Here is a 24,382-nt window from a genome sequence, read left to right as displayed (position 1 = left end):
CTACCTCGGAATCTCAATTCCTTCCAAAATTTGTCTGATGATTTCATCAGCCGTTAAACCTTCCATTTCTCTTTCCGGCGAAACAATTACTCTGTGTCTTAACACTGCATAACTTGCTTCTTTAATATCTTCAGGAGTTACAAAATCTCTGCCTCTCAATGCTGCAAAAGCTTTTGAAGCCGTTAATAATGCTAAACTTGCTCTTGGCGAAGCTCCCAAATACAAAAATTGGTTTTCTCTCGTATTGATGATAATTTTAGCAATATATTCGATTAGTTGAGATTCAACAATAATTTCTTTTACCAATTTCTGATAATTATTTAACTGTTGTGCTGTAATCACTTTGTTTACCGCTTCAGTCTTATCTTCAAGTCTGTTGTCATGCTGATTTTTTATAATCGCAACTTCCTGCTCAAGATTCGGGTAACCCACATTGATTTTAAATAAAAATCGGTCAAGCTGCGCTTCCGGAAGTCTATACGTTCCTTCATGCTCGATTGGGTTTTGGGTAGCAACCACAAGAAAAGGTTCGTCCATTTCGTAACGGATTCCGTCAATTGTGATTTGCTTTTCTTCCATTACTTCAAACAAAGCCGCCTGAGTTTTTGCAGGAGAACGGTTGATCTCGTCAATCAGAATGAAGCTTGAAAAAATTGGCCCTTTTTTAAACTCAAATTCAGAATTTTTCATGCTGAAAACCGATGTTCCCAAAATATCTGAAGGCATTAAATCCGGTGTAAACTGTATTCTGCTGAAATCTACATCAATTGTTTTTGCCAATAATTTTGCCGTAATTGTTTTTGCAACTCCAGGAACTCCTTCAATCAATACATGACCATTAGAAAGTAAAGCCGCCAAAAGGTGCTCGACCATGTTTTCTTGTCCGACAATTACTTTTGCAATCTCTGTTTTTACTTTATTTAAGCTTTCACGGAGTTCAATCATATCAATTCTCGACTGAAATTCTCCCTGATCTTTTTGTTCTTTATTTAAATTGATAGAATTTTGATTTTCTAAATTCTGTTCTTCGTTATTTTCCATTCTATTTTGTTTTTATTGTTTTGAAAGTTTCGCTCCTACGGAGCTCGTTTTCATATTTCTATTCTTTTTCTACAAAAGTCAGACTCCTACAGAGCCATTTCTATTCTAAACATATTTAAATTTTTAAATTTATCTAAAATCGGCGAACTCCGGAGGAGTTCAACCTTTGTAGCTGGTTTTATGTTGTAATTAGCGGAGCTCCATAGGAGCGACACCTTTAATCATCATAAAATTCAAAAACGTATTCATTTTTATAATCAATTTCAAATTTTGTCAAAAACTCAATATATTCTTCTTTAAAAGATTGTTTTTCGTGATGCTTTTTCTGATTCAAAATATACTTCACTACAGAATCAATTTGGCTTTTTGAATAGGAAAATGCACCATAACCTTCCTGCCAATGAAATTTCCCTGTAAACCAATTTTCTTCATTAATGAGCTTTGAAGAATTAGATTTAATATCTCTCACAAGATTAGGAATAAGAATATTCAAATCATTATAACCAATTAAAATATGAATATGATCCGGATTTGCATAAATCGCCAAAAGCTTTTGATGATTATTCTGGATAATTCCTGTAATATATTTTTCCAAACGCTCCCGAAATTCTTCACGAATTTGCCTATCTCTGCTTTTTACGGCAAAAATTAGCTGAATGAAAATTTGTGAATAAGTATTCGGCATTTTTGAAAATTTTTAATATTATATTTTTTTAAAGGTTTCGCTCCTACGGAGCTCGTTTTCACATTTCTATTTTTTTCTACAAAGGTCAGACTCCTACGGAGCCTTCCTTACTTCCATTCTTATTTTAAAATCTCATCCAAAAGACTATTCATTCTCGCCAAATCTTCTTTCATCACACTTGCATAAGGATCTTGTGCTTTTTTGATCAAAATGATTGCTTCATTAACCATTTCTGTAGGTTTTCCTGTTTTTAGCTGAAGTTTTTTAGTAAATTCTTCGTCCAGATTTTGGGTATCGATGAGAAAATCGAGCCTAACTTTATTTAAAAAATATTGAGCTTTTTTCGCCATCATATCATGGAAATCGCCTTCCTGTAAATAAAGATTCCCAATACTTTTCACAAAATCGGCAGAAGTATTTTTAAGTGGTTCAATAATGGGAACAATCCGCTGTTTACGTTTTATATTAAACAATATAAATAAAAGCAGACCTCCTAAAAATACCCACCAAGCATATTTTAAAGACGGATTAGAAAGAATAAAACGCAATAAAGAACGAGATTCTTTCGTATTGCTTTCCACAAACCATAATGTTTCTCTGTCTTTCAAATATGAAAAAACACTTTGAGCGTATTTTACATTTCCTGATTGTAACAGATAATAATTCGTTAAAAAAAGCGGTTCGCAATGCACATAAATTGTTCCTTTCCCAAACGGTGCTTTGATAAAATTTGCCTGATCATCATTATTTTCTTCAACTGTTTTTCCTAAAATCTGAACATTCGGTTTAACGTAAGAAAAACCTCTTCCCGAAGGGAATTTATCTAATTTAATAAAATCATTTTGATATTTTTTGTCGGTCAGCTTCAGAACATTTTGGTCTTCATAAGAAATTTTTGAACCATAAAATCCGATCGTATCTGAAATATTTTTTGGAAGTCGGTTGGCAATTATCATTGCATCCGAACCTTTGGAAACCTCATCTAAAATTTTCTTCCACGATTCAGTATCCATTTCGCTTTCTACGATGAGAATATTGTGTGGCTTTTTATCCTTTTCTGTATAGTAATCGTAAGGTGCAACATCAAGTTTTGTAAGATCATTTTTAAACAAATCTTTTACTTCTTTATTGAAAACAAAAAGTCCGAAAGGTGATTTTTGATTAACGTCATAGTTTTTTCGCCAGTCTGTCACTTCCTTTTTATTCACTTCAAGCAATGCCAAAATCACCATAATAATGATGAAAATAACAGCATATATTTTGAATGTTTTATTCATTGTAAAGAAGTTTAATTAAGGTTTGAATCCGTGAAACTGGTTTTTAAATTTGCCATAGCTTTGCTCATCAATACTGAACTCGCCATACCAAACATAATCGAAAATATACGAAAGATTATAAAACTCATTTTTAAGATGTGCAGCTTTCAATTCAGAAACATAATCTTTATTTGTTTTTTCGGGATTCCAAAGGATGAGTTTTTTATCGCTTAATTTTTTTAGAATATATAAAAACTGATATCGAACTGCCGAACGGTAATCTCCTTCGTTTTCAAATTTGGCAATGCTTTGCGGGAAGTTGATTTCGTGAATATTTTCGTGAAGTTCTTCTTCGTTAATTTCTATTTTTTTATTCTTTTTACCGAAAAATAAACTTCCGTTGGTACTGATTAAATATTTAATGATAAAATAAAGTAAAAACCCAACCAATACAATGGCAAAAAGACGGATAACTACACTCGTAATCTGTGATGAAGTTTCTAAACTGGTTTCACCAAAAATACTTTGCATTAATTTAGCCAATTTCCTTTGAAGTTTTTCAAAAAACGATTCTCTGGGTTTAGAAGTAGAGTAATCAAACTCGTTCCCTTTGTATCTTGAAGGTAGATTTTCTTTAAATTTCTTTGGAAAAACCGTGTTTTCAGTTTGAGGATTGGCTTTTAAAATAGAATCTGCAACATACATATTTTTGTAATGCGAAGTTACTGCTGAATCTTCGATATAAACTTCAGAAAAGTCATTATCTTCGTAATCCTGAGATTTTAAAACCCCAAGATTCAGAAAAACCAGCAAAAAAAACAGAAATTTATTCATTGATGCCTATCGTTTCAATTTCTTCCAACTCTACTTTCTGATGAAAATCTCTTCGGCTGTCGTAATACATCAATCCTGAATTTACATAAAGCATATTCGATAAAAAGAATGATACCAATAAAGAAATTCCATACGTTACAAACATCATTATTCCGAAACTTCCGGCAAATGGATTTTGTTCAAAATTTGTATCAGGTGCTGTAGTCGTGATTTTCAACATGAAAAAAAACATGGGTATTGCTGTAAAAATCGTTGTAATTACATAAAGAATAATTGAAATAACAACTGTAGCACCCCAATATTTCCAAAATGGAGATCTTTCTCTTCCATTGGCATAGGAAAATTGAGATCGTATAGAATAGCTTAAACTTTCAAAAAAACCTCTTTTGCTGTTAAAATAATCATACATTAAAAAAGTAACCACATTCAATAATACAGGATAGACCAACAACATAATAAAGAAGCCAATAATAATCAATATCAACGCATAAGAAATCCCCATTACAATAAGGGATAGTGGCGTCACAACGAAAACCATTCCCAGGCAAAGTTTTCCTATTTTGCCTGCATTTTTCTTAAAATCACCAAGAATATCATCCGTTTTTATTTTCAACTCTCCTTCCGCTAATCTTTTCAGATAAAAAACAGGGAAAAGATAATTGACAATCATCATAATTGTAAACAGCACGAAAGTAAGTAATCCTACTACGATAAACATTCCGATATTATCTTCAAAATAAGATTCGAAATAATAACTTTCTCCACTCATATTGGATCCAAAAATCTGCATAAACAGCTCTCTGTAGCCAAAAATAAATATTACAACCATTAGAATAAGCAAAAGGCCATTCAGCAGAATATAATTTTTGAAATAGTTTTTACCATATAATTTGAAAAAGGTAAAGCTGTCGCTGATAAATGCTCCGAAATCTCTTTTTTTATAAAATTGCATCATTGATCGTGTTTTTTATTTTTCGGTTAACAATATGAGGATATACAAAATAATAAAAGCCAATAATTCCCAAACAGCCAAAAATAATGAAAAGATTGAGTGATAAAGGCATTTTTAAAGCATGTCTCGTTACATAGCCTTCTATAATTCCTGCACAAATGGTAAAGGGAACTGTGCTTAAAAATATTTTGAATGAATTTTTAAATCCGTTTTTAAAAGAATTAAATCTGGAAAGCGTTCTAGGAAAAAGAATCGATGTTCCAAGAATCAAACCGCACATTCCTTCAACCACCATACTGAAAATTTCAAATGTTCCGTGAAGCCAGATTCCTCTTGCGCTATCTCCCAAAGCTCCGTGTTCGTAGAAAAAGTACTGAAAAGTTCCCAACATCATAGAATTCTGCATCAGAAGATACAAAGTTCCTACTCCACCCAAAATTCCGTAGATGTATAATTTTGCACCAACAACAATGTTGTTAAACGTAATACCAATTGTACTTCCCCAAGTTGACCCGTCCTGATAAACACCAACAGCATTTCCTTCTTTGATGTTTTCAATGGTCATATTCACATAACCCTCACTTAAGATAAGGTTCGCAAAATCTTTATCATAAATTGCAGAAAGAACGCCAATCAGCATAAAAAATATAAAGAACAAAAATGAATAGATTAAATATCTTCTGTTTTCGTAAACAATTAAAGGAACTTCCGTTTTAAAGAAATAAACGAGCCTGTTTTCTTCAACTCTTTTCGTCTTATAAATTTTCTGGAAAATCTGCGACGAAAGATGATTAAGGTAAACCGTTGTATTACTTTTCGGGTAATAAGTCTGGGCAAAAGAAAGATCGTTAACAAGATTAATGTACAACGAAGACAGGTCATCAGGATTTTTTTTAATTTTCCCTTGAACAACCTGCTCAATTCCCAACCATTTTTCTTTATTTTGTTTAATGAAATAAACTTCTCTCATAATTGTAAGGCTAAAATAATAAAAATTATGTCTCAAATTGCGATTAATACCTCCCAAAATGTAAATATTAACTTTATCACCGCAAGTATCGGAGAACGAATGGTAGCGTACATTATTGATGGTGCCATCAAAGTCGCATATGTCATTGCTGCATTCTACATATTCTTCAGTATTTTAAATTTGGGATATTTTTTAGACAGTTTAGACCAATGGTCTCAAGTCGCAATTTATACTGCAATTATGCTTCCTGTTTCTATTTATCCTCTTGTTTTGGAAAGCTTGATGGAAGGGCAAACTCCCGGAAAAAAAGTAATGAAAATACGTGTAGTAAAAATCGATGGCTACCAAGCGAGTTTTGGCGATTATCTGATCCGATGGGTTTTCAGATTAATCGACACAACCTTTGCCGGAATTGTAGGTTTGGTTTCTATGATTGTTTCTAAAAACAACCAGCGTTTAGGAGATATCGCTTCCGGAACTGCAGTGATTTCGCTTAAAAATAATATCAATATTTCTCATACGATTCTTGAAAATATTAATCATGATTACGTTCCTACTTTTTCGCAGGTAATCGGATTAAGCGATAACGATATGAGAATTATAAAAGATAATTACTTAAAAGCTCTGAGAGTTGATGACAGACAGGTCATCACAAAACTTTCAGACAAAATAAAAAGCATTCTGAAACTGGAAGTAGATCCTACAAAAATGACCGAAAGACAGTTTATCGGAATTATTATTAAAGATTACAATTATTATACAGGGAAAGATATTTAAATGTCAATAGTAAATTTTGATTCGCAAGTGAATGGTGAATTTTTAAGTATTTTTAGAATCTTTTTTCAACTTAATACGAGAAAATATTAACATTAAGAATGTAAGAGTTACGCTTAATGATACTTAATCAAAATCAATTTATTGATTTCTAAAATTTATTCACAAAAGATTTTCTTAACTCCTTAATGGTGAAAAAAATATTATTTAAAGATTAAAAAGCTATTGCAAAAGAGACCAAATTCCGAAGCCAATACCTGCATAAGCAACTACAGTGATAATATCTGCAATAGGTTGTGAAAATCGTTTTTCAGCAATTTTTTCGGCGTTAATCTGGCTCTTGTGGAATTTCAGAACTTTCTCACGGCTATGAACAGGATGAACAACCAGGCTGTCACCTTCCCAACGATCAACAATTACTTTATAAGCTCGTCCATCAACATCAATTTTCACATTCTTATTAGGCGCAAGTTTTTCCTGAATGGTTAGCGGAGCAGGTGTAACTTGTTGTACATTCAGCTTTTGGTTTTTAGATTTAGCTTTTGAATTTTCTACTTGTGCTGGAGCAACATTTCCAAGAGCTTTATTTTTTTCAAGATTTTCCTTATTTTCTGTTGGTATGTCTACAGTTTTTTTAACCTGATAAGTATAGCAACTCACAAGAGAAAGTGATAAAATGATGAGATAAAGATATTTTCGCATTAGCCAAATTTAAGAATTAAACGGAATATTTAATATTTTCTTTTAAACAATTCTCCTTTTCAAAAAAAAATTCCGAAAAAAAAATCAATTCGGTTTTAAAAAATTTGACAAGTGAAACGAATAAACATCCATTAATTACAAATAACAAGCAACTCATCTAATCGGTGCAGTTTTTGTATTTTTAATTATAAGCAAAAAATATAAATTATGAAATTCGAAAACAATAAATCAGGAAATGGCGGAGTCATTACACTCAACAACGAAATCAAAGAAGTGGGAAGATTGACTTATACTATTTTCCCTGAAGACAATAAATTGATTATTTCATTTGTGTTGGTTCACCCTGAATTTGAAGGTCGCGGAATGGGAAAATTTTTGGTGGAAGAAGCTATTAAATTTTCAAGAGAAAACAATTGGAAGGTTTATCCGCATTGTTCTTACGCAAGAGCCGTAATGAGGAGAATGAATGATGTTGAAGATATTTTTTTACAAAACTAACACTTCTTTCAGCAAAATTTCTTCAATATCATCAGGATAATCTACTTGAAAATGAAGATCTGAAGCAACCCAGTTTTTAATTTCTTCTACATCCAAAATTTTAGAATTCGGAATTCCCATTTTATCTAAAGCACATGCATTACATTCCTGTTCATATTGATTATGAATGGGAATTACAAACAATTTTTTATCCATAAAAAGGGCTTCGGCGGGAGTTTCAAATCCTGCATTGCATAAAATCCCGTCGCAGTTTTCAAAATATTTTAAATATTGAATTTCGTCAATCGGAAAAATCTCAACATTTTTTTCCTTTCTTTGAAGTTTGCTGTGTTTGGAAAAAACTTTCCACTCTACAGAAATTTCACTTAAAACCTTAATAATATTCTCATCAGAAAAACTGGGAAGATATACCACATAAAATCCTTTTTTATCCGGATTCAGGTTTCTGATTTTTTTTCTGATAACCGGTTTTTTAATTTGTGAATGATAATTTTCAAAGTGAAAACCAATTTTTCGTTCACTTGGAACATAATATTTTAAAATCAACTCTCCGAAAAAATCTTTTTTTGCAGGTTTTGGGGTTTCTTTAAAACTCATTGAAGCTTGATGGCTCAGCTCAATCATATTTAAATTTTTAGTTTTGCACGCCCAACCTGTCAAAGGCTCATAATCATTGATAATTAAATCGTATTTGCTTAAATCGATTTGTTTAATGGTTTTAAAAGCTTCGAGGAAATTATTTTCAAAAAGGATTTTTTTATAGGAAATTCCACCCGTTTTATTATAAAGCAGAGAAATACCTTTATGTTGAAAATTAATAGGAAAATCAGCCTTTAATTGAGATTGGTGACCACTGATCAAAGTATCAACGGAAGCATATTTTTTAAGAATAGGAATAATTTCCTGCGCTCGTGCAACATGACCATTCCCTGTTCCCTGAAATGCATATAACACTTTCATTCTACGTAAATTGAGTTACAATTTTCAAAAGATCTGAATTGTTGATATCCTGAATTTCCTCAGATTCATCATCTTTCAGCAAATGTTTATGATCTTCATAATGAAAGATTGTCCATTCGTTCTGATTAAATTCGAGAGCAGATAAATTTTCGATCCAATCTCCTGAATTGAGATAAGTACACGATCCTTTTTTATTGGAAACTTCCCGCATTTGAGGCTGATGAATATGCCCGCAAACTACATAATCATATCCATTATCAATAGCAAGTTCGGAAGCTGTTAATTCAAAATCACCAATGTACTTTACCGCCTTCTTTACATTGTTCTTAATTTTTTTGGAAAATGAATATTTTTCTCTACCCATTTTTTCTAAAAACCAATTCACAACATTATTGATAACAATTAAAAGATCATAGCCTTTACCGCCAAGTTTGGCGATCCATTTTGAATGTTGAACTGATGCATCAAAAACATCGCCATGAAAGATCCATGTTTTTTTATTATTAATTTCCAAGCAAAGTTTGTTGCAAACTTTGAGCTTACCCAATTCGAAATCGGTAAACTTTCTGAACATTTCATCATGATTACCGGTAATATAATAGACATCTGTATTTTTTGTAGCGAATGAAATGATCTTTTTGATCACTTTCAAATGAGGCTTAGGAAAGTAAGATTTTTTAAACTGCCAAATATCAATGATATCACCATTTAAAACTAATGTTTTCGGTTGAATAGAATTCAGATACCGAAGAAGTTCTTTGGCCTTACATCCGTAAGTTCCCAAATGTACATCCGAAATGATAACAAGTTCAACGTTTCTTTTCAAATTGCAGATATTTATCTTACTAAATGATCAAAAGTGATCGCCATATCAATTAGTATTTATATTTACCAAGGATGGCGATTTCACAATTGATTCTTATGCAAAGAAACTAATTGAAAATGAACTATATATGAATGCTATATTATTTTTGTTGTTAAATTATATTAAAAATCGCCACGAATACACAAATTTTACATTCATGTATTCGTGGCAAGAGATATTATTTTGCTACAAACAGCAGTTTTTTCTATAAAGACTCTAAAAGTTCGTCTGTTATTTCCATATTATGATATACGTTTTGTACATCATCATCTTCTTCAAAACGATCAAGCATTTTCATATTTGCTTTAAACTGATCCAAAGAAACCTCTTTTGTATTATTCGGAATTCTCTGTAGTTCTGCGCTTTTAGCTTCTATTTTAAGCTCATCTAATTTGTGAGATAGAGAACCGAAATCTTCAAAAGCAGTTGTAATCATTACTTCCTCTTCATCTTTTTCTACATCTTCTGCGCCACCATCAATCATTTCCATTTCAAAATCATCCCAATCCATTGTAACTTTAGCTAAATCGATTGTAAAAATCCCTTTTCTGTCGAAGATAAAAGCTAGTTCACCATTCTTTCCAAGGTTACCATCAAACTTATTGAAGATTGCTCTTACATTGGCAACAGTTCTTGTTGTATTATTCGTAGTACATTCTACAAAAAATGCAACACCACCTTGTCCATAACCTTCATAAGTAATTTCTTCGTAGTTTTCTGCATCTGCACCGCTAGCCTTTTTGATAGCTCTTTCAACGTTATCTTTCGGCATATTGGCACCCTTTGCATTTTGGATGCATCTTCTCAATGCAGGATTGGCTTCAGGATCTGTACCTCCGGCTTTTACTGCTAAAGCAATGTCTTTACCTATTTTAGAAAAAGTCTTGGCCATTTTATCCCAACGAGCCATTTTTGAGGCTTTTCTATATTCAAATGCTCTTCCCATTTTATAATTTAAATTTTGACAAAATTACTCAAAATCAACAATAAAAAAAATACCCCCAGAAACCTGGAGGTATTTATTATTTAGAAAAATTAATTATTTTTTCTTTTTCTTAGCTGGAGCTTTTTTCTTAGCTGGAGCTTTTTTAACTGGTAAGTCAGATTTTTTGTAAGACTCCCACTCTGAACCTCCAGAGATTGCTCTTACAACAACCTTTCTATCAGCTTGTCTTTCAGCATCAGTAGCAGTTTCAGGAACTTGAGCTTCTTGCTCACCAATACCGATTGATTTCAATACAGCTGGGTTAACACCTCTAGCTTCTAAAGCAGCAACTACAGCAGCAGCTCTTTGTCTAGATAAGTTCAAGTTATAAACATCACTACCTTTTTTGTCAGTCATACCAACAATTACAAAGTTTTGGTTTGCACCTTCTTCTTTGATAATTCTAGCAGCTTGATCTAATTTACCATTAGATTGAGGTCTGATAGTAGCTTTGTTGAAATCAAATAATAGATCTCTAAACTCTTCTGTAATTTTATCTTCAACTTTTGGTTGTGGTGGAGGAGGACATCCGTTAAATTCTGGAACACCAGGAACTGTAGGACATGCATCATCTTTATCTAAGATACCATCACCGTCTGTATCTGGCCAAGGGCATCCGTTGTTTTCTGCAGGACCTGCAACTGTAGGACAAGCATCATCTTTGTCGATAATACCATCACCATCTGTGTCTGGCCAAGGACAACCATTGTTTTCAACTGGACCAGCTACGTCTGGACATTGATCGTCTTTATCTGGAACTCCATCACCGTCTGTATCAGGACATCCTTGGAATTCTGGTAAACCTGGCGTATCTGGACATAAATCGTCTTTATCTAAGATACCATCCTTATCTCTGTCTCTGTTTCCGAATCTAAAGTTCAAAGAAGCAGAAGCTTGCCAAAAGTTAGCATAGTTAGCTTTATCACCTGGAGTAGAAACATAATCACCTTGTACACCCAAACCGAAGTTCTTAGTTAACCAGAAGTTAACACCTGCACCTGTAGATACAGTAAAGTGGTTTGCTTTACCCATTTCCATACCATCTTCTCCATTTTGAGTCATTTCCGCAGGATTTCCGTTGATGAAAGTTTGTCTTGGGAAAGTAAGAGCAGTATAATCATGTCTTAAATAGTTTGCTCCTACTCTCAAGTAAGGGTCAAACCAAGACTCTTCGTTCCAAATTAAACCAGCAGCTTTAGCTTGGAAACCAAGACCAGTCATTAACATAAACTCTTTACCCATGTTAAGTCTTTTGTTCTCAACATTTCCAACAGAAGTTTGCCAGTCAATAACTAAACCTTTACCAATATTTCTAGCAACTGTTAACTTAGAAAGTGGTGGTGTAATAGAAAAATTGTTCATATTGAACATATTCTTCGTCAAATTAGTAGCAGAAAACGTATTACTGAAATTATTACGCTGTGCTGTATGGTTTTCCGCATGAGCACCAACTCCGATCATCCACGGATTGTTGGTAGTCTGAGCGAAAACAGTAGAGGCAACCGTAAGCGCCAATGCTGAAATTCCTAATTTTAGATTTTTCATAGAATTAAATGATTAAATAATTGATATTGCAAAATAAATATAATTTTTCTTTATAAACAAAGTTTTCAGGATGATTTTTAACTTTTCTTTAATATTCTGTCGAGGTTTCTTTTGTTTTCTCTATCTTTTATCGCCTCTCTTTTATCGAAGAGTTTTTTACCCCTTCCCAGCGCAATAAGAATTTTAGCCCTCCCTCCATCATTAATATAAAGTTTCAACGGAACTATTGTATTCCCTGCATCCTTAAGTTTTTTTTCAAATTTTAACAATTCTCGTTTGTGCAAGAGCAACTTTCGTTCCCTTTTTGTTTTATGATTATAAAAAGTACCTAATTTATATTCATCGATCATCATATTAATGATATACAATTCACCATCAATAAACTGGCAAAAAGCTTCTGTAATAGAAGCTTTAGAGGAGCGTAAAGATTTAATTTCGGTTCCCGTCAATACCATTCCCGCCTCTATTTCTTCGAGAATTTCATATTCAAATCTAGCCCTTTTATTGAGTATCCTGACTGTTTTTTCGATCTTCATTATATTAAATTTTGTTATTAAATATACAAAATTTGCTTTCATATAAAAACTTGAGTATTACATTATTATAATTTACCCAAATTCTTTTCGTAATTTTGCGCCAAATTTACAAAACTATATGTTAACAGTATCTAATTTATCTTTACAATTCGGGAAAAGAGTTCTTTTTGACGAGGTAAACATAATGTTTACCAAAGGAAACTGCTACGGAATCATCGGAGCAAATGGTGCAGGAAAGTCTACATTCCTTAAAATATTAACAGGAAAACAAGACCCAACAACAGGACATGTATCTTTGGAACCTGGAAAAAGAATGTCTGTTCTTGAGCAGGATCACTTTGCTTACGATCAATATACGGTACTTGAAGCGGTTTTAAGAGGTAACAAAAAATTATTTGAAATAAAAGAGGAGATGGATGCCCTTTATGCAAAGGAAGACTTCTCTGACGAAGACGGAATTAAAGCTGGTGAACTAGGTGTTGTCTATGATGAAATGGGTGGATGGAACTCTGAATCTGACGCACAAACTATGCTTTCAAACGTTGGTATCAAAGACGATATGCACTGGCAAATGATGAGCGAGCTAGAAAATAAAGACAAAGTAAAAGTTCTTTTGGCTCAGGCGCTTTTCGGAAATCCTGATGTATTGATCTTAGATGAGCCTACGAATGACCTGGATATTGAAACAATTTCTTGGTTAGAAGATTTCCTTGCCGATTATGAAAATACGGTAATTGTGGTTTCTCACGACCGTCACTTCTTAGATACCGTTTGTACACACATCGGAGATTTAGATTATGCTAAATTAAACCTTTACACAGGTAACTACTCTTTCTGGTACCAAGCGTCTCAGTTAGCGACGAGACAAAGAGCTCAGGCTAACAAAAAAGCGGAAGAAAAGAAGAAAGAACTTCAGGATTTCATCGCGAGATTTAGTTCAAACGTTGCAAAAGCTAAACAGGCAACTGCAAGAAAGAAAATGATCGATAAATTAAACATCGACGATATTAAGCCATCTTCTAGAAGATATCCAGCGATTATTTTTGAAATGGAAAGAGAAGTTGGTGATCAGATTTTAGATGTAAAAGGTCTTGAAAAAACGAAAGATGGAGAATTATTGTTCTCTAACATCGATTTAAATCTTAAAAAAGGAGATAAAGTTGCTGTTTTATCTAAAAACTCTTTAGCAATTACAGAATTTTTCGAAATTTTAGCAGGAAATACCCAACAAGACAAAGGTACTTTTGCTTGGGGAGTTACTACCAATCAATCTCACATGCCTTTAGACAACACAGAATTCTTCAAGGAAGATATCAACTTGGTTGACTGGTTGAGACAATTTACCAAAAATGACGAAGAGCGTCACGAAGAATTCATGAGAGGATTCTTAGGGAGAATGCTTTTCTCTGGTGATGAAGCTTTAAAATCTTGTAAAGTACTTTCAGGAGGTGAAAAAATGAGATGTATGTTTAGTAGAATGATGCTTCAGAAAGCAAACGTTCTTTTATTAGACGAACCTACCAACCACTTAGACCTTGAAAGTATTACAACTTTGAACAACTCATTGTCTAACTTTAAAGGAAATCTTTTATTAGCATCTCATGACCACGAAATGCTTTCAACTGTCTGTAACAGAATCATCGAATTGACTCCAAACGGAATCATCGACAGAGAAATGACTTACGACGAATATCTTGCTGATAAAAAGATCAAAGAACTAAGAGAAAAAATGTATTCTTAATTTTAGAAGAATATTAAACTCCATAAAAAAATCCTCAATTAATTTTGAGGATTTTTTTTGTAATATTTGGTTGACAATTATTTCGTTAATTTTGTTTTAGGCAAAGTTACTGTTCCCGGATCTTTCCATAATCCGTCTTTTTCAGCACGCTTTTTCACAGCTTCTGCTCTTTTATTGCTGTCCGGATGCGAATTAAACATTTTCTGAAATACTGACTGAGCCGTTCCTCCTTCAGATAATAAAGCTAATTTTTTGAATGCTGTGTAAGCTCCAACAACATTATAATTATTTGCTTTCATAAAATCGTAAGAATACGTATCGGCTTGAGATTCTTGTTTTTTACTGTGAGAAGCATCCAAAAATTCATTTGCCATTTTCCCAACCTGACTTTCATTTAAGGTAGCAACTGTATTTGAGGCCGATGAAGCAGCGTCTAAAGCTGCAGCTTTCAGATAAGCCGACTTAATAGCATCTTTGGTATCTTGATTTTTAACATGACCAATTTCATGACCAATTACAGCCAATAATTCATCATCTGTCATAATATCCATTAAAGAAGAAAAAACACGTACACTTCCATCTGCGCAAGCAAATGCATTGATGTCTTTCACTTTATAAACTTTATAATTCAGGTTTAAACCATCCTGAGATTTATGTTTTCCAAAAAGTTTATTCAGCCTTACCGTATAAGGATCTTTTGGGCCTGCGATTGGATTATTCTTATCCATATAATCAACAGATTCTTTAGATAGTTTTATGGCATCTGCATTTGAAAAAGATAAAGCTGAAGCTCCTTTAGATACAACACCCGCCGCTTTTCCAAGATTAATTTTCTGAGCCTGAACACCAGAGAAAGCACTTATCAAAAGTGCCGAAATGAAGATTTTTTTCATATTAAATAATTTGTACCGTGAAGATAATACTTTTCATCAAAATAAAATCCTTTTCCGGAGAGATACCGAAAAAGGATTTTTAATATTAAAAAAGAAATTATTTATACAATAAACAGACCTGCAATTGTTGCAGCATCTGAACCGCTAAGAACCTCATCATAAGCTGCAGATCCGGCCGCAGCTCCAAAAGCAGTTGCAGTATTAAATCCAGCTTGTACAGTCACATCTTCTCCTGCATAAACAGCATTGGTTGCAGGAGGCATACTTCCTCCGTTTGCCAATTCTATCCAACCTTTATTAGCACGCATTCTTCGCACCTGAGAAGCATGTCTCGCTTCTACAGAATGAATTTGTAAAGCAGCTTGAAGAACCGCCTTGTTAGACATCACATTTCCAGCTTGTCCTTTATAAGCTCTTACTCCTGTGTCTTCAAAAGCTTGCGCCAAAATCAAAAACTGTTGGTAATTGGTAAATGGTGTAAAATTTCCTCCGGCTGTAAAATCGAAGGTAGGTTTTGCTCCCGGTGTTTCTCCTAAAGAAGTTAATGTTGCTTTTAAAAATGCAACGTGAGCTGCTTCATGTTTAGAAATCTGCATAAAAACAGTACGGTCTGCTGTAGGAATTAAAGTTCCGGTGTTGAGACCTATTCTGTAATATTCATCTTCTAAATATTCCAGTGTTAATGCTAATTGAAGTGCATCTGTTAAAGCACTTTTCATCGCTGTTCCGGGAACATTGTCGTTAAAAGTTTCCGCTTTTGCGGTTGTGGTCATTAAACCTGCTAAACCTAATGGCAAAGCTGCAACTGCGGCTTTCTTTCCAAATGCTGAAATATCTGAAAGCGAACCTGATCTAGACGTTTGTCTTGTAAAAAAAGAATCGTCTGAAAGCTTATCTAGTAATTTAAGAATATTCATAATAATAGATTTAATTTGATTAGTTGATACCTTGTTCTTTCCAAGTGAATGGAGTTTTTATAAATCCTCCGGCTGCCATTACCACATCTTTTGGTTCTTTAGCAACATCCAGTCCGTTTGAATTGATGACATCATCTCCTGAAAACGCTGCAGTTCCCGGATTGATTAAATCTCGAATCGCGGAAGCATGCCTTGCTTCTACAGAAACAATTTTTCCGGCAATTACCAAATAAGCAGGATTGGTAATATATTTTCCGGCCGCATTATATGCTGCAACACCAGTATCTTCTAATGCTTTTGCAGTAGCCAAAACTGAGCTTCTATCATTAAAATTTACATTAGGATATTGAAATTCTAAAGTGGGTAAAACATTATTCGTTGCTCCGGAAATAGCAGCTTTGAAAAAATCTCGGTGGATAACTTCATGGTGATAAAGATCCGTAAGTACTTCTTTTTCAGCATTTGAAATACCGGAATAGAAATTATTAACGACTTTGGTGTAAAAATCTGCTTCTAACTGTTCAAGAGCATACGCATAATTGAGAACCCCTACATCACCTGTTCCTAAATCAAATATTTTGCTTGGTTCCATGTATTCGAAATCGTCGTCATCGCAGCCTATCAAAGTAAGGCCGGCAACGGCAATACCAATGCCGCTCAGTTTTAGAAAGTTTCTTCTGCCGGTATCCAGAGTTGCTCCCTGGTTAGAAACTTGAATTGGTTTTTTCATAATATAATTTTTAAATGGGTTTAGTATTTAAAATTACTTACGAGACTCTCAACGCTTCGGTTTTGCTAAATGGTAAAAAAAAATAAAATTCATTAAAAACTTAATTACAAATCATCATTTATATTAAAAATAACTTAACATAAAAAGAAGAATGAATTTGAATTTGAGCAGACATTTCAATAGCTTTTAAAATAAATTTTACCTATTTTTGTGACATGAGCCAAAAATGGATTTATAAACCCGAACCTGATGAAGAAATTGTAGATGGATTGAGTTCGTCGCTTGGTTTTGGAACTTTTGAATCCAAACTATTAGTTCTCAGAGGAATCGACAATTATCAAAAGGCGAGAGAATTTTTCAAACCTAACGTAACAGATATTCACAGCCCTTTTCTGATGGCAGATATGCAAAAAGCAGTAGAACGCATTGCAACAGCTATAGAAAATGGTGAAAAAATTATGATTTACGGAGATTATGACGTAGACGGAACCACTGCGGTTGCGCTGATGTATCTTTATCTCAGAAAAATTGTTCAAAAAAAATATTTAGACTATTATATTCCAGATCGTAATTCTGAAGGATACGGAATTTCTACCGAAGGAATTGATTTTGCAAAGGAAAATGGCTTTTCGCTTATTATCGCATTAGATTGCGGAATTAAGGCGATTGACATGATTAATTATGCCAAAACCAAAGACATCGAATTTATTATCTGTGATCACCACTTACCCGGAGATGAAATCCCCGATGCAACAGCGGTTTTAGATCCAAAAAGGGTTGACTGTAGGTATCCTTTTAAAGAACTTTCAGGATGTGGCGTAGGTTTTAAACTGTGCCAAGGTCTGAATACTATTTATAAAATTCCTGAATCGGAACTGTTTGAACTAACAGATCTTCTGGCAATTTCTATTGCTGCAGATATTGTTTCGATGACGGGGGAAAACAGAGTTTTAGCAAAAATGGGACTTAAAATGCTCAGAAAAACCCGAAACATGGGTCTGAGACTTTTGATTCCGGAAGATAAACTTTCTCATTTTGAAATTTCAAATATTGTTTTTGAAATTGCACCAAAAATTAACGCTGCCGGAAGAATTTCCCAAGGAAAAGCAGCCGTAGAATTGATGGTTTCAGACAACCTGAAACACGCTCACCAAATCGTAAGCGACATCATGAATCTTAACGATGAAAGGCGTGAACTCGACATGAACTCTACCCTTTCAGCGCTTAACCAAATCATAGAATCGCAACAACAAACAAAGTTTTCAACCATTGTTTACCATCCTGAATGGAATAAAGGGGTTATAGGAATTGTTGCTTCAAGACTTACCGAAACTTACTATAAACCTACATTGGTTTTCACAGACGGAAATAATGGTGAGATGGTAGCTTCGGCAAGATCTGTTTCAGATTTCGATGTACATGAAGCATTAGATTTATGCTCAGAATATTTCCTAAAGTTCGGAGGACATCACGCTGCAGCAGGTCTTTCTATGGAAAAATCGAAGTTTGAGGATTTCAAAATTAAATTTGAAAGAATTGTTGGTGAAAAAATAAAAGACCATCAAAAAGAACCGTCAATTACCATAGATGCTGATGTAAACATTGATGAAATTAACCGAGATTTTATCAATTTCCACAGAAAATTAGCTCCTTTCGGACCTCACAATATGAAGCCTAATTTGGTTCTAAGAAATCAGAAAATTTCCGGTTACTTAAAAACGATGGGGAAAGATAATAATCACCTGAAGTTTTACATCAAACAAGAATCTACCGGAAGAAATATAGAATGTATTGGTTTTAAACTGGGGCAATTTGCAGATGATTTCAGAACTAAGAATTTCGATATTGCTTTTACATTAGAAGAAAATCACTGGAAAGGAAATGTAACGCATTGCTTGAATATTAAGGATGTGAAATTTCTAGATTAGGTTTTAGGAGTTAGGCTTTAGGGATTAGAAAAACATATGGGAAATTATAAGGAATTAATTGTTTGGCGGAAATCTATAGATCTTGTAACAGATATTTATTCCTGTACCAAAAAGCCCTGAAATAATGAAAAAAATCGGCTTATTTTTCGGATCATTTAACCCAATTCATATTGGGCATTTGATATTGGCGAATTATATTCTTGAAAATTCGGATATGAACGAATTGTGGTTTGTGGTGAGCCCGCAAAACCCTTTTAAAGAAAAAAAGTCGCTTCTGAACGATCACAACAGGCTCGATATGGTAGAACTTGCCATCAAAAATTATCCGGATATGCGAGCTTCAAATATCGAGTTTTCTCTTCCTACACCAAGTTATACTATCGATACTTTAACCTATCTGAAAGAAAAACATCCGGATTATTCTTTTAGCTTAATTATGGGTGAAGATAATCTGGGAAGTTTACATAAATGGAAAAATGCTGATCTATTGATCAAAAATCATCACATTATTGTTTATCCAAGAGTTTTTGAAGGAAATAAAAAAGATCATGAATACACCAATCATGAAAATATTTCGCTTGTAAAAGCACCAGTTATTGAATTGTCTGCTACCGAAATTCGTAATATGATAAAGCAGGGTAAAAACGTAAGACCGATGCTTCCGCCAGAAGTTTTTGAATATTTGGATGGAAGTAGTTTTTATAAGTAGAAGTTAGAAGTTAGAAGTTAGAAGTTAGAAGTTAGAAGTTAGAAGTTAGAAGTTAGAAGTTAGAAGTTAGGCAAAATTATATATAATGGAATTTCTCGAAAATTTTTTCGCAAAATATGGTCAGGAAAAAGTCATCAAGTGGTTTAAGCAAATCTGTTTGGCTGAAGCAATTTCTTGGTTTTTCCTTTTTACCGCAATGATTTGGATTAGGGTTGATCCTGAAGGAATTTTACCGATTGTGTACATCAGTACAATTGGAAGTATTCACGGATTCTTTTTTACGCTTTATCTACTGTTTATTCCTTCTACAAGAAAAATATACGAATGGGATGATGAAGATTCTGTCTTTGCACTCATCGCCGCTTTTTTTCCTTTTGCCACAATTTGGATTGACAAAAAACTAGCACGTTTCGACAGAGAATAAAAAAAGGACTTTTTCAAGTCCTTTTCTGTTATAAATTTATTTTAAATTATTTAAAAATCTCTTTTCACATGACCTGTGACAGATAAAGTTCTGGTTACTGGTACTCCATTTACATTATCCGAATAAGTTCCGTTTATTGTAAAATCAATATAATTATTTACAGTTCCAAACTGGCTTATCTGAAGAGTCAGATTATTTCCTGCTGCAGGAATTGGAGCGTTTGGTCCATTAAAAACTGTAAAACCTGAAGTATAAGTTCCTACTGAAGTTATACCGTTAGCTTGAAGATTAAAGTATGGGCTTGTTCCAACCGGTAACTGATTATGCATGATACCTAAATAAGCAGCATCTAAATTTGCTGAAAAGCCATTAACACATGCCTGAACAGCCTGATTATCGATCTGATAATTAACAAACTCAGAAATCGTTCCGCAAGTGGTAATGTTTCCAAGATTTGTCACCGGGCTTATTCCTGTAAAAGCAATATTGCCACTTTCCTGTGCATTGGTAATATCTATTCCTTCAAGATTAAATTGTTGATTATTATTACATCCCACTACGTTAAACGAGAAATTACCATTAGTAGTTACTGCAGATATTGTTTGAAAATAATTTGTTGCTCCCACATATTTCAAATAAACTACTCCATCTGTAACATTAGCTCCACTACACGTTTTTAACACGCCTTTGATTTCATAATTAGGAACAGAAGCCAGTACAATATCCGGAATTGTATTTATCGTACCTGCGCTAAAAGGACCAACATTAACATTGTGTATAAGAGTTCCACAATTGTTGTAAATTCTTACCATCACTGTTTCATTTGCCGGAATCAATCCTGAAGCCAACCCATTTGCATCAGTATTTCCGTATACGTCATAAGTTTGCCCGAGTCTTCTTATGTAAACCTGTACATTACTTAGGGGCTGTCCTGCAGGATTTTTAACATTTACTTTCAGAGTAGCTACAGGAAACTGTGCATCACAATTCCACCATGAGAAATGACTTACATTTCCTACATAGGTATTTCCAACTTTTGTTGCAGAACCTTCTTCTTGCCAAATACCTGTAGTTTCGTTAAAAGACCATAACGGAATTGTTGCAGTAGACGTCGATATTTGAGTTGGATCAATAGCCACAGTCATCTCTGCAGTATGCCCATTGGCAATCTGAAGATTTTGCCCTGAAGCTCCCGTTAATTGCACATGAAGCATTCCGTAAGTTTCCATAATTCTTGAGTTTCCATTAGAATTATTGGCAAGAAAAGAACCCGGCATCAATTCATTAAGATATTGATCTGAGGGTTTTAGATGAAACATCGCAACGTTTACATTTCCGCTATAAACATTTCCGTTTGCATCTTTGAAACTGCCGTCAAATTTTACTTTTGTCCCATTTGGTAAAGAAACCGTTGCCGTTGCACCTGAAGAAATCGTAGAGGTATTGGTTGCAGGAATCATCATAATATTAATCTTGTTACTTCCATTGGTAGGAACCATTGTACGAAACCCATTTACAAAACCCGCTTTGGTAGCTTTTACATAGGCAAAGTTTTCTTTCACGTCTGCATTTTTGATTACGAAGATACCTTTAGAATTTGTTTGCGCTGTTGCAGAACCAATGGTTATTGTTGCACCAGAAACCGGATTTCCATCTGTAGAAAGTACGATACCATGAAAACTTCTCTGAGTATTGTTCCCAAAATTAAAATCGGTCGCCGGATTTTCCGGGTTGTCTAGCTCAATAAAAGAGTCGCTTTTGCACGAAATAAGAAGTGCAAGAATAAGGAATAAAGAATAGATTTTTGTCATAAGTTATTAATTTTTTTGTTCAATCTAAATTAATCAAAAAAAAGTGAATTTAAATATTTTTAAATTTAATTGTAACAAAATTCATGATTTAGTTGTCTAATTATATAAACAATTAAACATTACGAAATTTAAATTTCAAAATTTAAGACCTGTAAATCAGTGAGTTAAATTTTATTTAAAAACATTTACACTACTTTGTATTGCATGATACTAAATTTATTATATATCTTTGCAATGTAAAATAATAATAGATACAAGCATCTAAACTAAAAAATATAATTATGAAAACTCAAATATTCATCGCAGCACTTTTCTTTAGCGGATTTACTTTTGCCCAAGAAAAAAAAACGGATTCAGTAAAAACTCAAAAAATAGAAGAAGTTGTATTGAAAAAGCAGGTTTTCAAAAAACAAAGCGACCGTTTTGTATACGACGTAGCGGCATCGCCTGTAGCAAAAGGAAATACAACTTTCGATCTATTGAGACAGACTCCCCTACTTTCTACAACAGATGATAAAACATTAAAAATTGCAGGAAAAAATAATGCCCTAATCTACATCAACGGTAGAAAAACCAATATGGATGCTGAATCTGTAACTCAGTTTTTAAAAAATACTCCCGCAGAAAACATTCAGAAAATTGAAGTAATTACTGTTCCCGGAAGTGAGTTTCAGGTAGAAGCTTCAGATGGAATTATCAATATCATTCTTAAAAAGAAAATGAGCGACGGTCTGAATGGAAACATGAGAATGTCTAATTCTCAAAACAAATACAACGGAAGCTCTGCAAGTTTTTCAGCCAACTACAGAAAAGATAAATTAGGAATCAGTGCCAATTTGTATGGTGGAAACAATATTGATGCTCAACATTATGTTCTGAGAAACGGAAATGATCTATCTTCTAACGAATCTACAGGAAACATTGATGATCCGAATCAATATATTGGTGGTTATCTGAATTTTGATTATCAATTGACAGAAAAAAGTAATTTAGCATTATCATGGAACTCAAGTGCCAATAAAAGTTATAATTCTACGGTTAATTTATTTAATACCATCCGTGCATTTGATGAAAACACACAATCTTTTAAGACTAATTATACCAACTCTAGAAACAAAGAAGATGCTCGTTCTTACAATAATTCGGTTAACTTAAATTATGAATTAAAAACCGATTCATTGGGAAGTAAATTAAATGTAAATGCAGCTTATCTAAATTATAAAAGATTTCAGTTTACCGACAACAAAACTTTTTTCGCAGATTATGCAGGAAATAACACACAATTGAACCCAAACCAGACCATTATTCAGAATCTGCCACAAATCATCAATAATTTTTCCAGTACTGTAGATTATATCCAGAAGTTTAAGAATGATTTTACAATAGCTGTTGGTGGTAATTTTAATAAAACAAAAACTGATAACGACACAAAGAATGACACGTACAGGGAAAACCCAATACCTCCATTAAAAGCAGAAGAGCATAATCCTAATCACTTCATTTATGATGAAAATATTTATGGCGCCTATTTAACATTAGAAAAGAAATTCTCTGATAAACTTTCCGGAAAAATTGGTACCCGATACGAAATTACCAACAGCTTGGGAACTTCAGATAATGCTACCGAGGAATACAGAAAGATTGAAAGAAATTATAATAATTTACTTCCGTATCTGAGCGTTAATTATGCGATCAATGATAAAAATAACATTTCTTACGCATTTTCAAGCAGAATGAGAAGACCAAGTTTCTGGGAGCTGAATCCCGTAAGAAATATTCTTACCGAAAACAATTATACCCAAAACAACCCTTTTGTAAAAGCTTCGTCAACGTATAATCAAGAATTAACGTACATGTACAAAAGTTCTTATTTCTTGATTTTAAATCACTCTTACTTTAAGGATGTCATTACCCAAGTTCCGCTACAAGGGTATGCAAAATCTATGGATGGTACAATTAGCGAGCAGAATGTACTTCGTTACATAAGAACAAATTTTGGTGATAAACAGGAAATGTCTGCGATGGTGGGAATTCAAAAAACTTTCTTCAAACAATATCTAACGATGAATTTCAACGTGGGAGTACAGCACAATGTCAACAATGGCTCTTTAGCTGTAGATCCTACCAACGGAGATATTTTTCTTGATAAAGATGGAAAAGAAATTGTGTACAGTAATAATATCAAATCAACAAGTATCCTTATCCAAACCAATAACACGATTCGTTTAGACAAAAAGAAAACATGGTTTTTGGGAGTTAATTATTTCTTCGTAGACAAACAGCAAATTGAACTGGGAATGCTGAAAAACTTAATGAGTTTAGATTTAAGCATCAAGAAAAACTGGAACGACTGGACTTTTGCTTTAAATCTAAATGATGTTTTAAGAACAAACATCGTAGAAATTGAAGATTATCAAGCCAACGGAAATTACAACTATGTAAGAAACGACCAATTCAGAAGAGGTGGAACATTTAGTATCACTTATAACTTCGGAAACCAAAAAGTGAAAAAAGTAAGAGACATCGAAGGCGCATCAGACGCAATCAAAAGCAGAACACGTTAACATTCAATCTTCATATATTTTATTTTGTAAGAAACCCATCAAGAAATTGGTGGGTTTCGATT

General features: G+C 33.4%; 23 protein-coding genes. 7 read left to right on the top strand and 16 right to left on the bottom strand.

The window, feature by feature from the left end:
- The 6 genes from OEW74_RS06010 to OEW74_RS05985 all read right to left on the bottom strand — a co-directional run bounded on the left by OEW74_RS06010 (position 1) and on the right by OEW74_RS05985 (position 5,738).
- On the bottom strand, positions 1–1,041 hold the full coding sequence (locus tag OEW74_RS06010; protein ID WP_265427623.1) for an AAA family ATPase: 1,041 nt from the start codon (positions 1,039–1,041) through the stop codon (positions 1–3).
- A gap of 217 nt (positions 1,042–1,258) precedes the next feature.
- Positions 1,259–1,726, bottom strand: a complete 468-nt coding sequence (gene tnpA, locus OEW74_RS06005; RefSeq protein WP_265427622.1) for an IS200/IS605 family transposase — start codon at positions 1,724–1,726, stop codon at positions 1,259–1,261.
- A 119-nt stretch (positions 1,727–1,845) separates the two neighbouring features.
- Positions 1,846–3,003, bottom strand: coding sequence for a DUF4350 domain-containing protein (locus tag OEW74_RS06000; RefSeq protein WP_265427621.1), 1,158 nt, complete (start codon positions 3,001–3,003; stop codon positions 1,846–1,848).
- 15 nt (positions 3,004–3,018) lie between these two features.
- A complete protein-coding gene (locus OEW74_RS05995; protein ID WP_265427620.1) occupies positions 3,019–3,816 on the bottom strand; it encodes a DUF4129 domain-containing protein in 798 nt (265 codons plus the stop codon).
- Positions 3,809–4,771 (bottom strand): DUF4013 domain-containing protein, encoded by a 963-nt coding sequence (locus OEW74_RS05990; protein ID WP_265427619.1) that lies wholly within the window; start codon positions 4,769–4,771, stop codon positions 3,809–3,811. Before OEW74_RS05990 ends, OEW74_RS05995 begins: the two co-directional genes overlap by 8 nt.
- Positions 4,755–5,738 (bottom strand): stage II sporulation protein M, encoded by a 984-nt coding sequence (locus OEW74_RS05985; protein WP_265427618.1) that lies wholly within the window; start codon positions 5,736–5,738, stop codon positions 4,755–4,757. Before OEW74_RS05985 ends, OEW74_RS05990 begins: the two co-directional genes overlap by 17 nt.
- A 27-nt stretch (positions 5,739–5,765) precedes the next feature.
- On the opposite strand from OEW74_RS05985, the gene OEW74_RS05980 reads away from it, so the two are divergent.
- Complete coding sequence (locus tag OEW74_RS05980) at positions 5,766–6,515, top strand: RDD family protein (protein ID WP_265427617.1); 750 nt, start codon at positions 5,766–5,768, stop codon at positions 6,513–6,515.
- 219 nt (positions 6,516–6,734) lie between these two features.
- On the opposite strand, the gene OEW74_RS05975 is transcribed toward OEW74_RS05980, so the two are convergent.
- Positions 6,735–7,214 carry a hypothetical protein gene (locus OEW74_RS05975; protein WP_265427616.1) on the bottom strand — a complete coding sequence of 160 codons (480 nt, stop codon included), beginning with the start codon at positions 7,212–7,214 and terminating at the stop codon, positions 6,735–6,737.
- 207 nt (positions 7,215–7,421) lie between these two features.
- Here OEW74_RS05975 and OEW74_RS05970 point away from each other — a divergent pair, with 207 nt between their 5' ends.
- Positions 7,422–7,712 carry a GNAT family N-acetyltransferase gene (locus OEW74_RS05970; protein WP_115948762.1) on the top strand — a complete coding sequence of 97 codons (291 nt, stop codon included), beginning with the start codon at positions 7,422–7,424 and terminating at the stop codon, positions 7,710–7,712.
- Here OEW74_RS05970 and OEW74_RS05965 read toward each other — a convergent pair.
- The 5 genes from OEW74_RS05965 to smpB all read right to left on the bottom strand — a co-directional run bounded on the left by OEW74_RS05965 (position 7,701) and on the right by smpB (position 12,603).
- Positions 7,701–8,672, bottom strand: coding sequence for a glycosyltransferase family protein (locus OEW74_RS05965; protein ID WP_265427615.1), 972 nt, complete (start codon positions 8,670–8,672; stop codon positions 7,701–7,703). The genes OEW74_RS05970 and OEW74_RS05965 overlap by 12 nt on opposite strands.
- Before the next feature lies 1 nt (position 8,673).
- Positions 8,674–9,498, bottom strand: coding sequence for a UDP-2,3-diacylglucosamine diphosphatase (locus tag OEW74_RS05960; protein WP_265427614.1), 825 nt, complete (start codon positions 9,496–9,498; stop codon positions 8,674–8,676).
- A gap of 244 nt (positions 9,499–9,742) precedes the next feature.
- Positions 9,743–10,483: a YebC/PmpR family DNA-binding transcriptional regulator gene (locus OEW74_RS05955; protein ID WP_265427613.1), complete on the bottom strand. Its 741-nt coding sequence runs from the start codon at positions 10,481–10,483 to the stop codon at positions 9,743–9,745.
- A 93-nt stretch (positions 10,484–10,576) separates the two neighbouring features.
- Entirely contained in the window at positions 10,577–12,067 is a 1,491-nt protein-coding gene (locus OEW74_RS05950; RefSeq protein ID WP_265427612.1) for an OmpA family protein, read from the bottom strand.
- A gap of 77 nt (positions 12,068–12,144) precedes the next feature.
- Positions 12,145–12,603: an SsrA-binding protein SmpB gene (gene smpB, locus OEW74_RS05945; RefSeq protein WP_265427611.1), complete on the bottom strand. Its 459-nt coding sequence runs from the start codon at positions 12,601–12,603 to the stop codon at positions 12,145–12,147.
- 118 nt (positions 12,604–12,721) lie between these two features.
- On the opposite strand from smpB, the gene OEW74_RS05940 reads away from it, so the two are divergent.
- The gene (locus OEW74_RS05940) at positions 12,722–14,344 is read left to right on the top strand and encodes an ABC-F family ATP-binding cassette domain-containing protein (protein WP_265427610.1); all 1,623 of its coding nucleotides are present in this window, start codon (positions 12,722–12,724) and stop codon (positions 14,342–14,344) included.
- Positions 14,345–14,421: 77 nt separating this feature from the next.
- On the opposite strand, the gene OEW74_RS05935 is transcribed toward OEW74_RS05940, so the two are convergent.
- The 3 genes from OEW74_RS05935 to OEW74_RS05925 form a co-directional block, all read right to left on the bottom strand.
- On the bottom strand, positions 14,422–15,237 hold the full coding sequence (locus tag OEW74_RS05935; RefSeq protein ID WP_265427609.1) for a M48 family metallopeptidase: 816 nt from the start codon (positions 15,235–15,237) through the stop codon (positions 14,422–14,424).
- 101 nt (positions 15,238–15,338) lie between these two features.
- A complete protein-coding gene (locus tag OEW74_RS05930; RefSeq protein WP_265427608.1) occupies positions 15,339–16,154 on the bottom strand; it encodes a ferritin-like domain-containing protein in 816 nt (271 codons plus the stop codon).
- Positions 16,155–16,173: 19 nt separating this feature from the next.
- Complete coding sequence (locus tag OEW74_RS05925) at positions 16,174–16,884, bottom strand: ferritin-like domain-containing protein (protein ID WP_265427607.1); 711 nt, start codon at positions 16,882–16,884, stop codon at positions 16,174–16,176.
- Positions 16,885–17,099: 215 nt separating this feature from the next.
- Between OEW74_RS05925 and recJ the strand changes: the two genes are divergently transcribed.
- The 3 genes from recJ (at position 17,100) to OEW74_RS05910 (ending at position 19,945) form a co-directional block, all read left to right on the top strand.
- A complete protein-coding gene (recJ, locus tag OEW74_RS05920) occupies positions 17,100–18,812 on the top strand; it encodes a single-stranded-DNA-specific exonuclease RecJ (protein WP_265427606.1) in 1,713 nt (570 codons plus the stop codon).
- 124 nt (positions 18,813–18,936) lie between these two features.
- Positions 18,937–19,521, top strand: a complete 585-nt coding sequence (gene nadD, locus OEW74_RS05915; RefSeq protein ID WP_265427605.1) for a nicotinate (nicotinamide) nucleotide adenylyltransferase — start codon at positions 18,937–18,939, stop codon at positions 19,519–19,521.
- A gap of 85 nt (positions 19,522–19,606) precedes the next feature.
- Complete coding sequence (locus OEW74_RS05910) at positions 19,607–19,945, top strand: DUF3817 domain-containing protein (RefSeq protein ID WP_265427604.1); 339 nt, start codon at positions 19,607–19,609, stop codon at positions 19,943–19,945.
- Between the two features lie 50 nt (positions 19,946–19,995).
- Here the strand turns inward: OEW74_RS05910 and OEW74_RS05905 are convergent, their stop codons facing one another.
- On the bottom strand, positions 19,996–21,756 hold the full coding sequence (locus tag OEW74_RS05905; RefSeq protein WP_265427603.1) for a hypothetical protein: 1,761 nt from the start codon (positions 21,754–21,756) through the stop codon (positions 19,996–19,998).
- Between the two features lie 281 nt (positions 21,757–22,037).
- Between OEW74_RS05905 and OEW74_RS05900 the strand changes: the two genes are divergently transcribed.
- Positions 22,038–24,320, top strand: a complete 2,283-nt coding sequence (locus OEW74_RS05900; RefSeq protein ID WP_265427602.1) for an outer membrane beta-barrel family protein — start codon at positions 22,038–22,040, stop codon at positions 24,318–24,320.
- Positions 24,321–24,382 lie beyond the last annotated feature (62 nt).

It is taken from the genome of Chryseobacterium sp. YIM B08800, assembly GCF_026163565.1.
Lineage (GTDB): Bacteria > Bacteroidota > Bacteroidia > Flavobacteriales > Weeksellaceae > Chryseobacterium.
The sequence above is the reverse complement of the archived record's forward strand: the minus strand, read 5'-3'. Positions and strand labels throughout refer to the sequence as shown.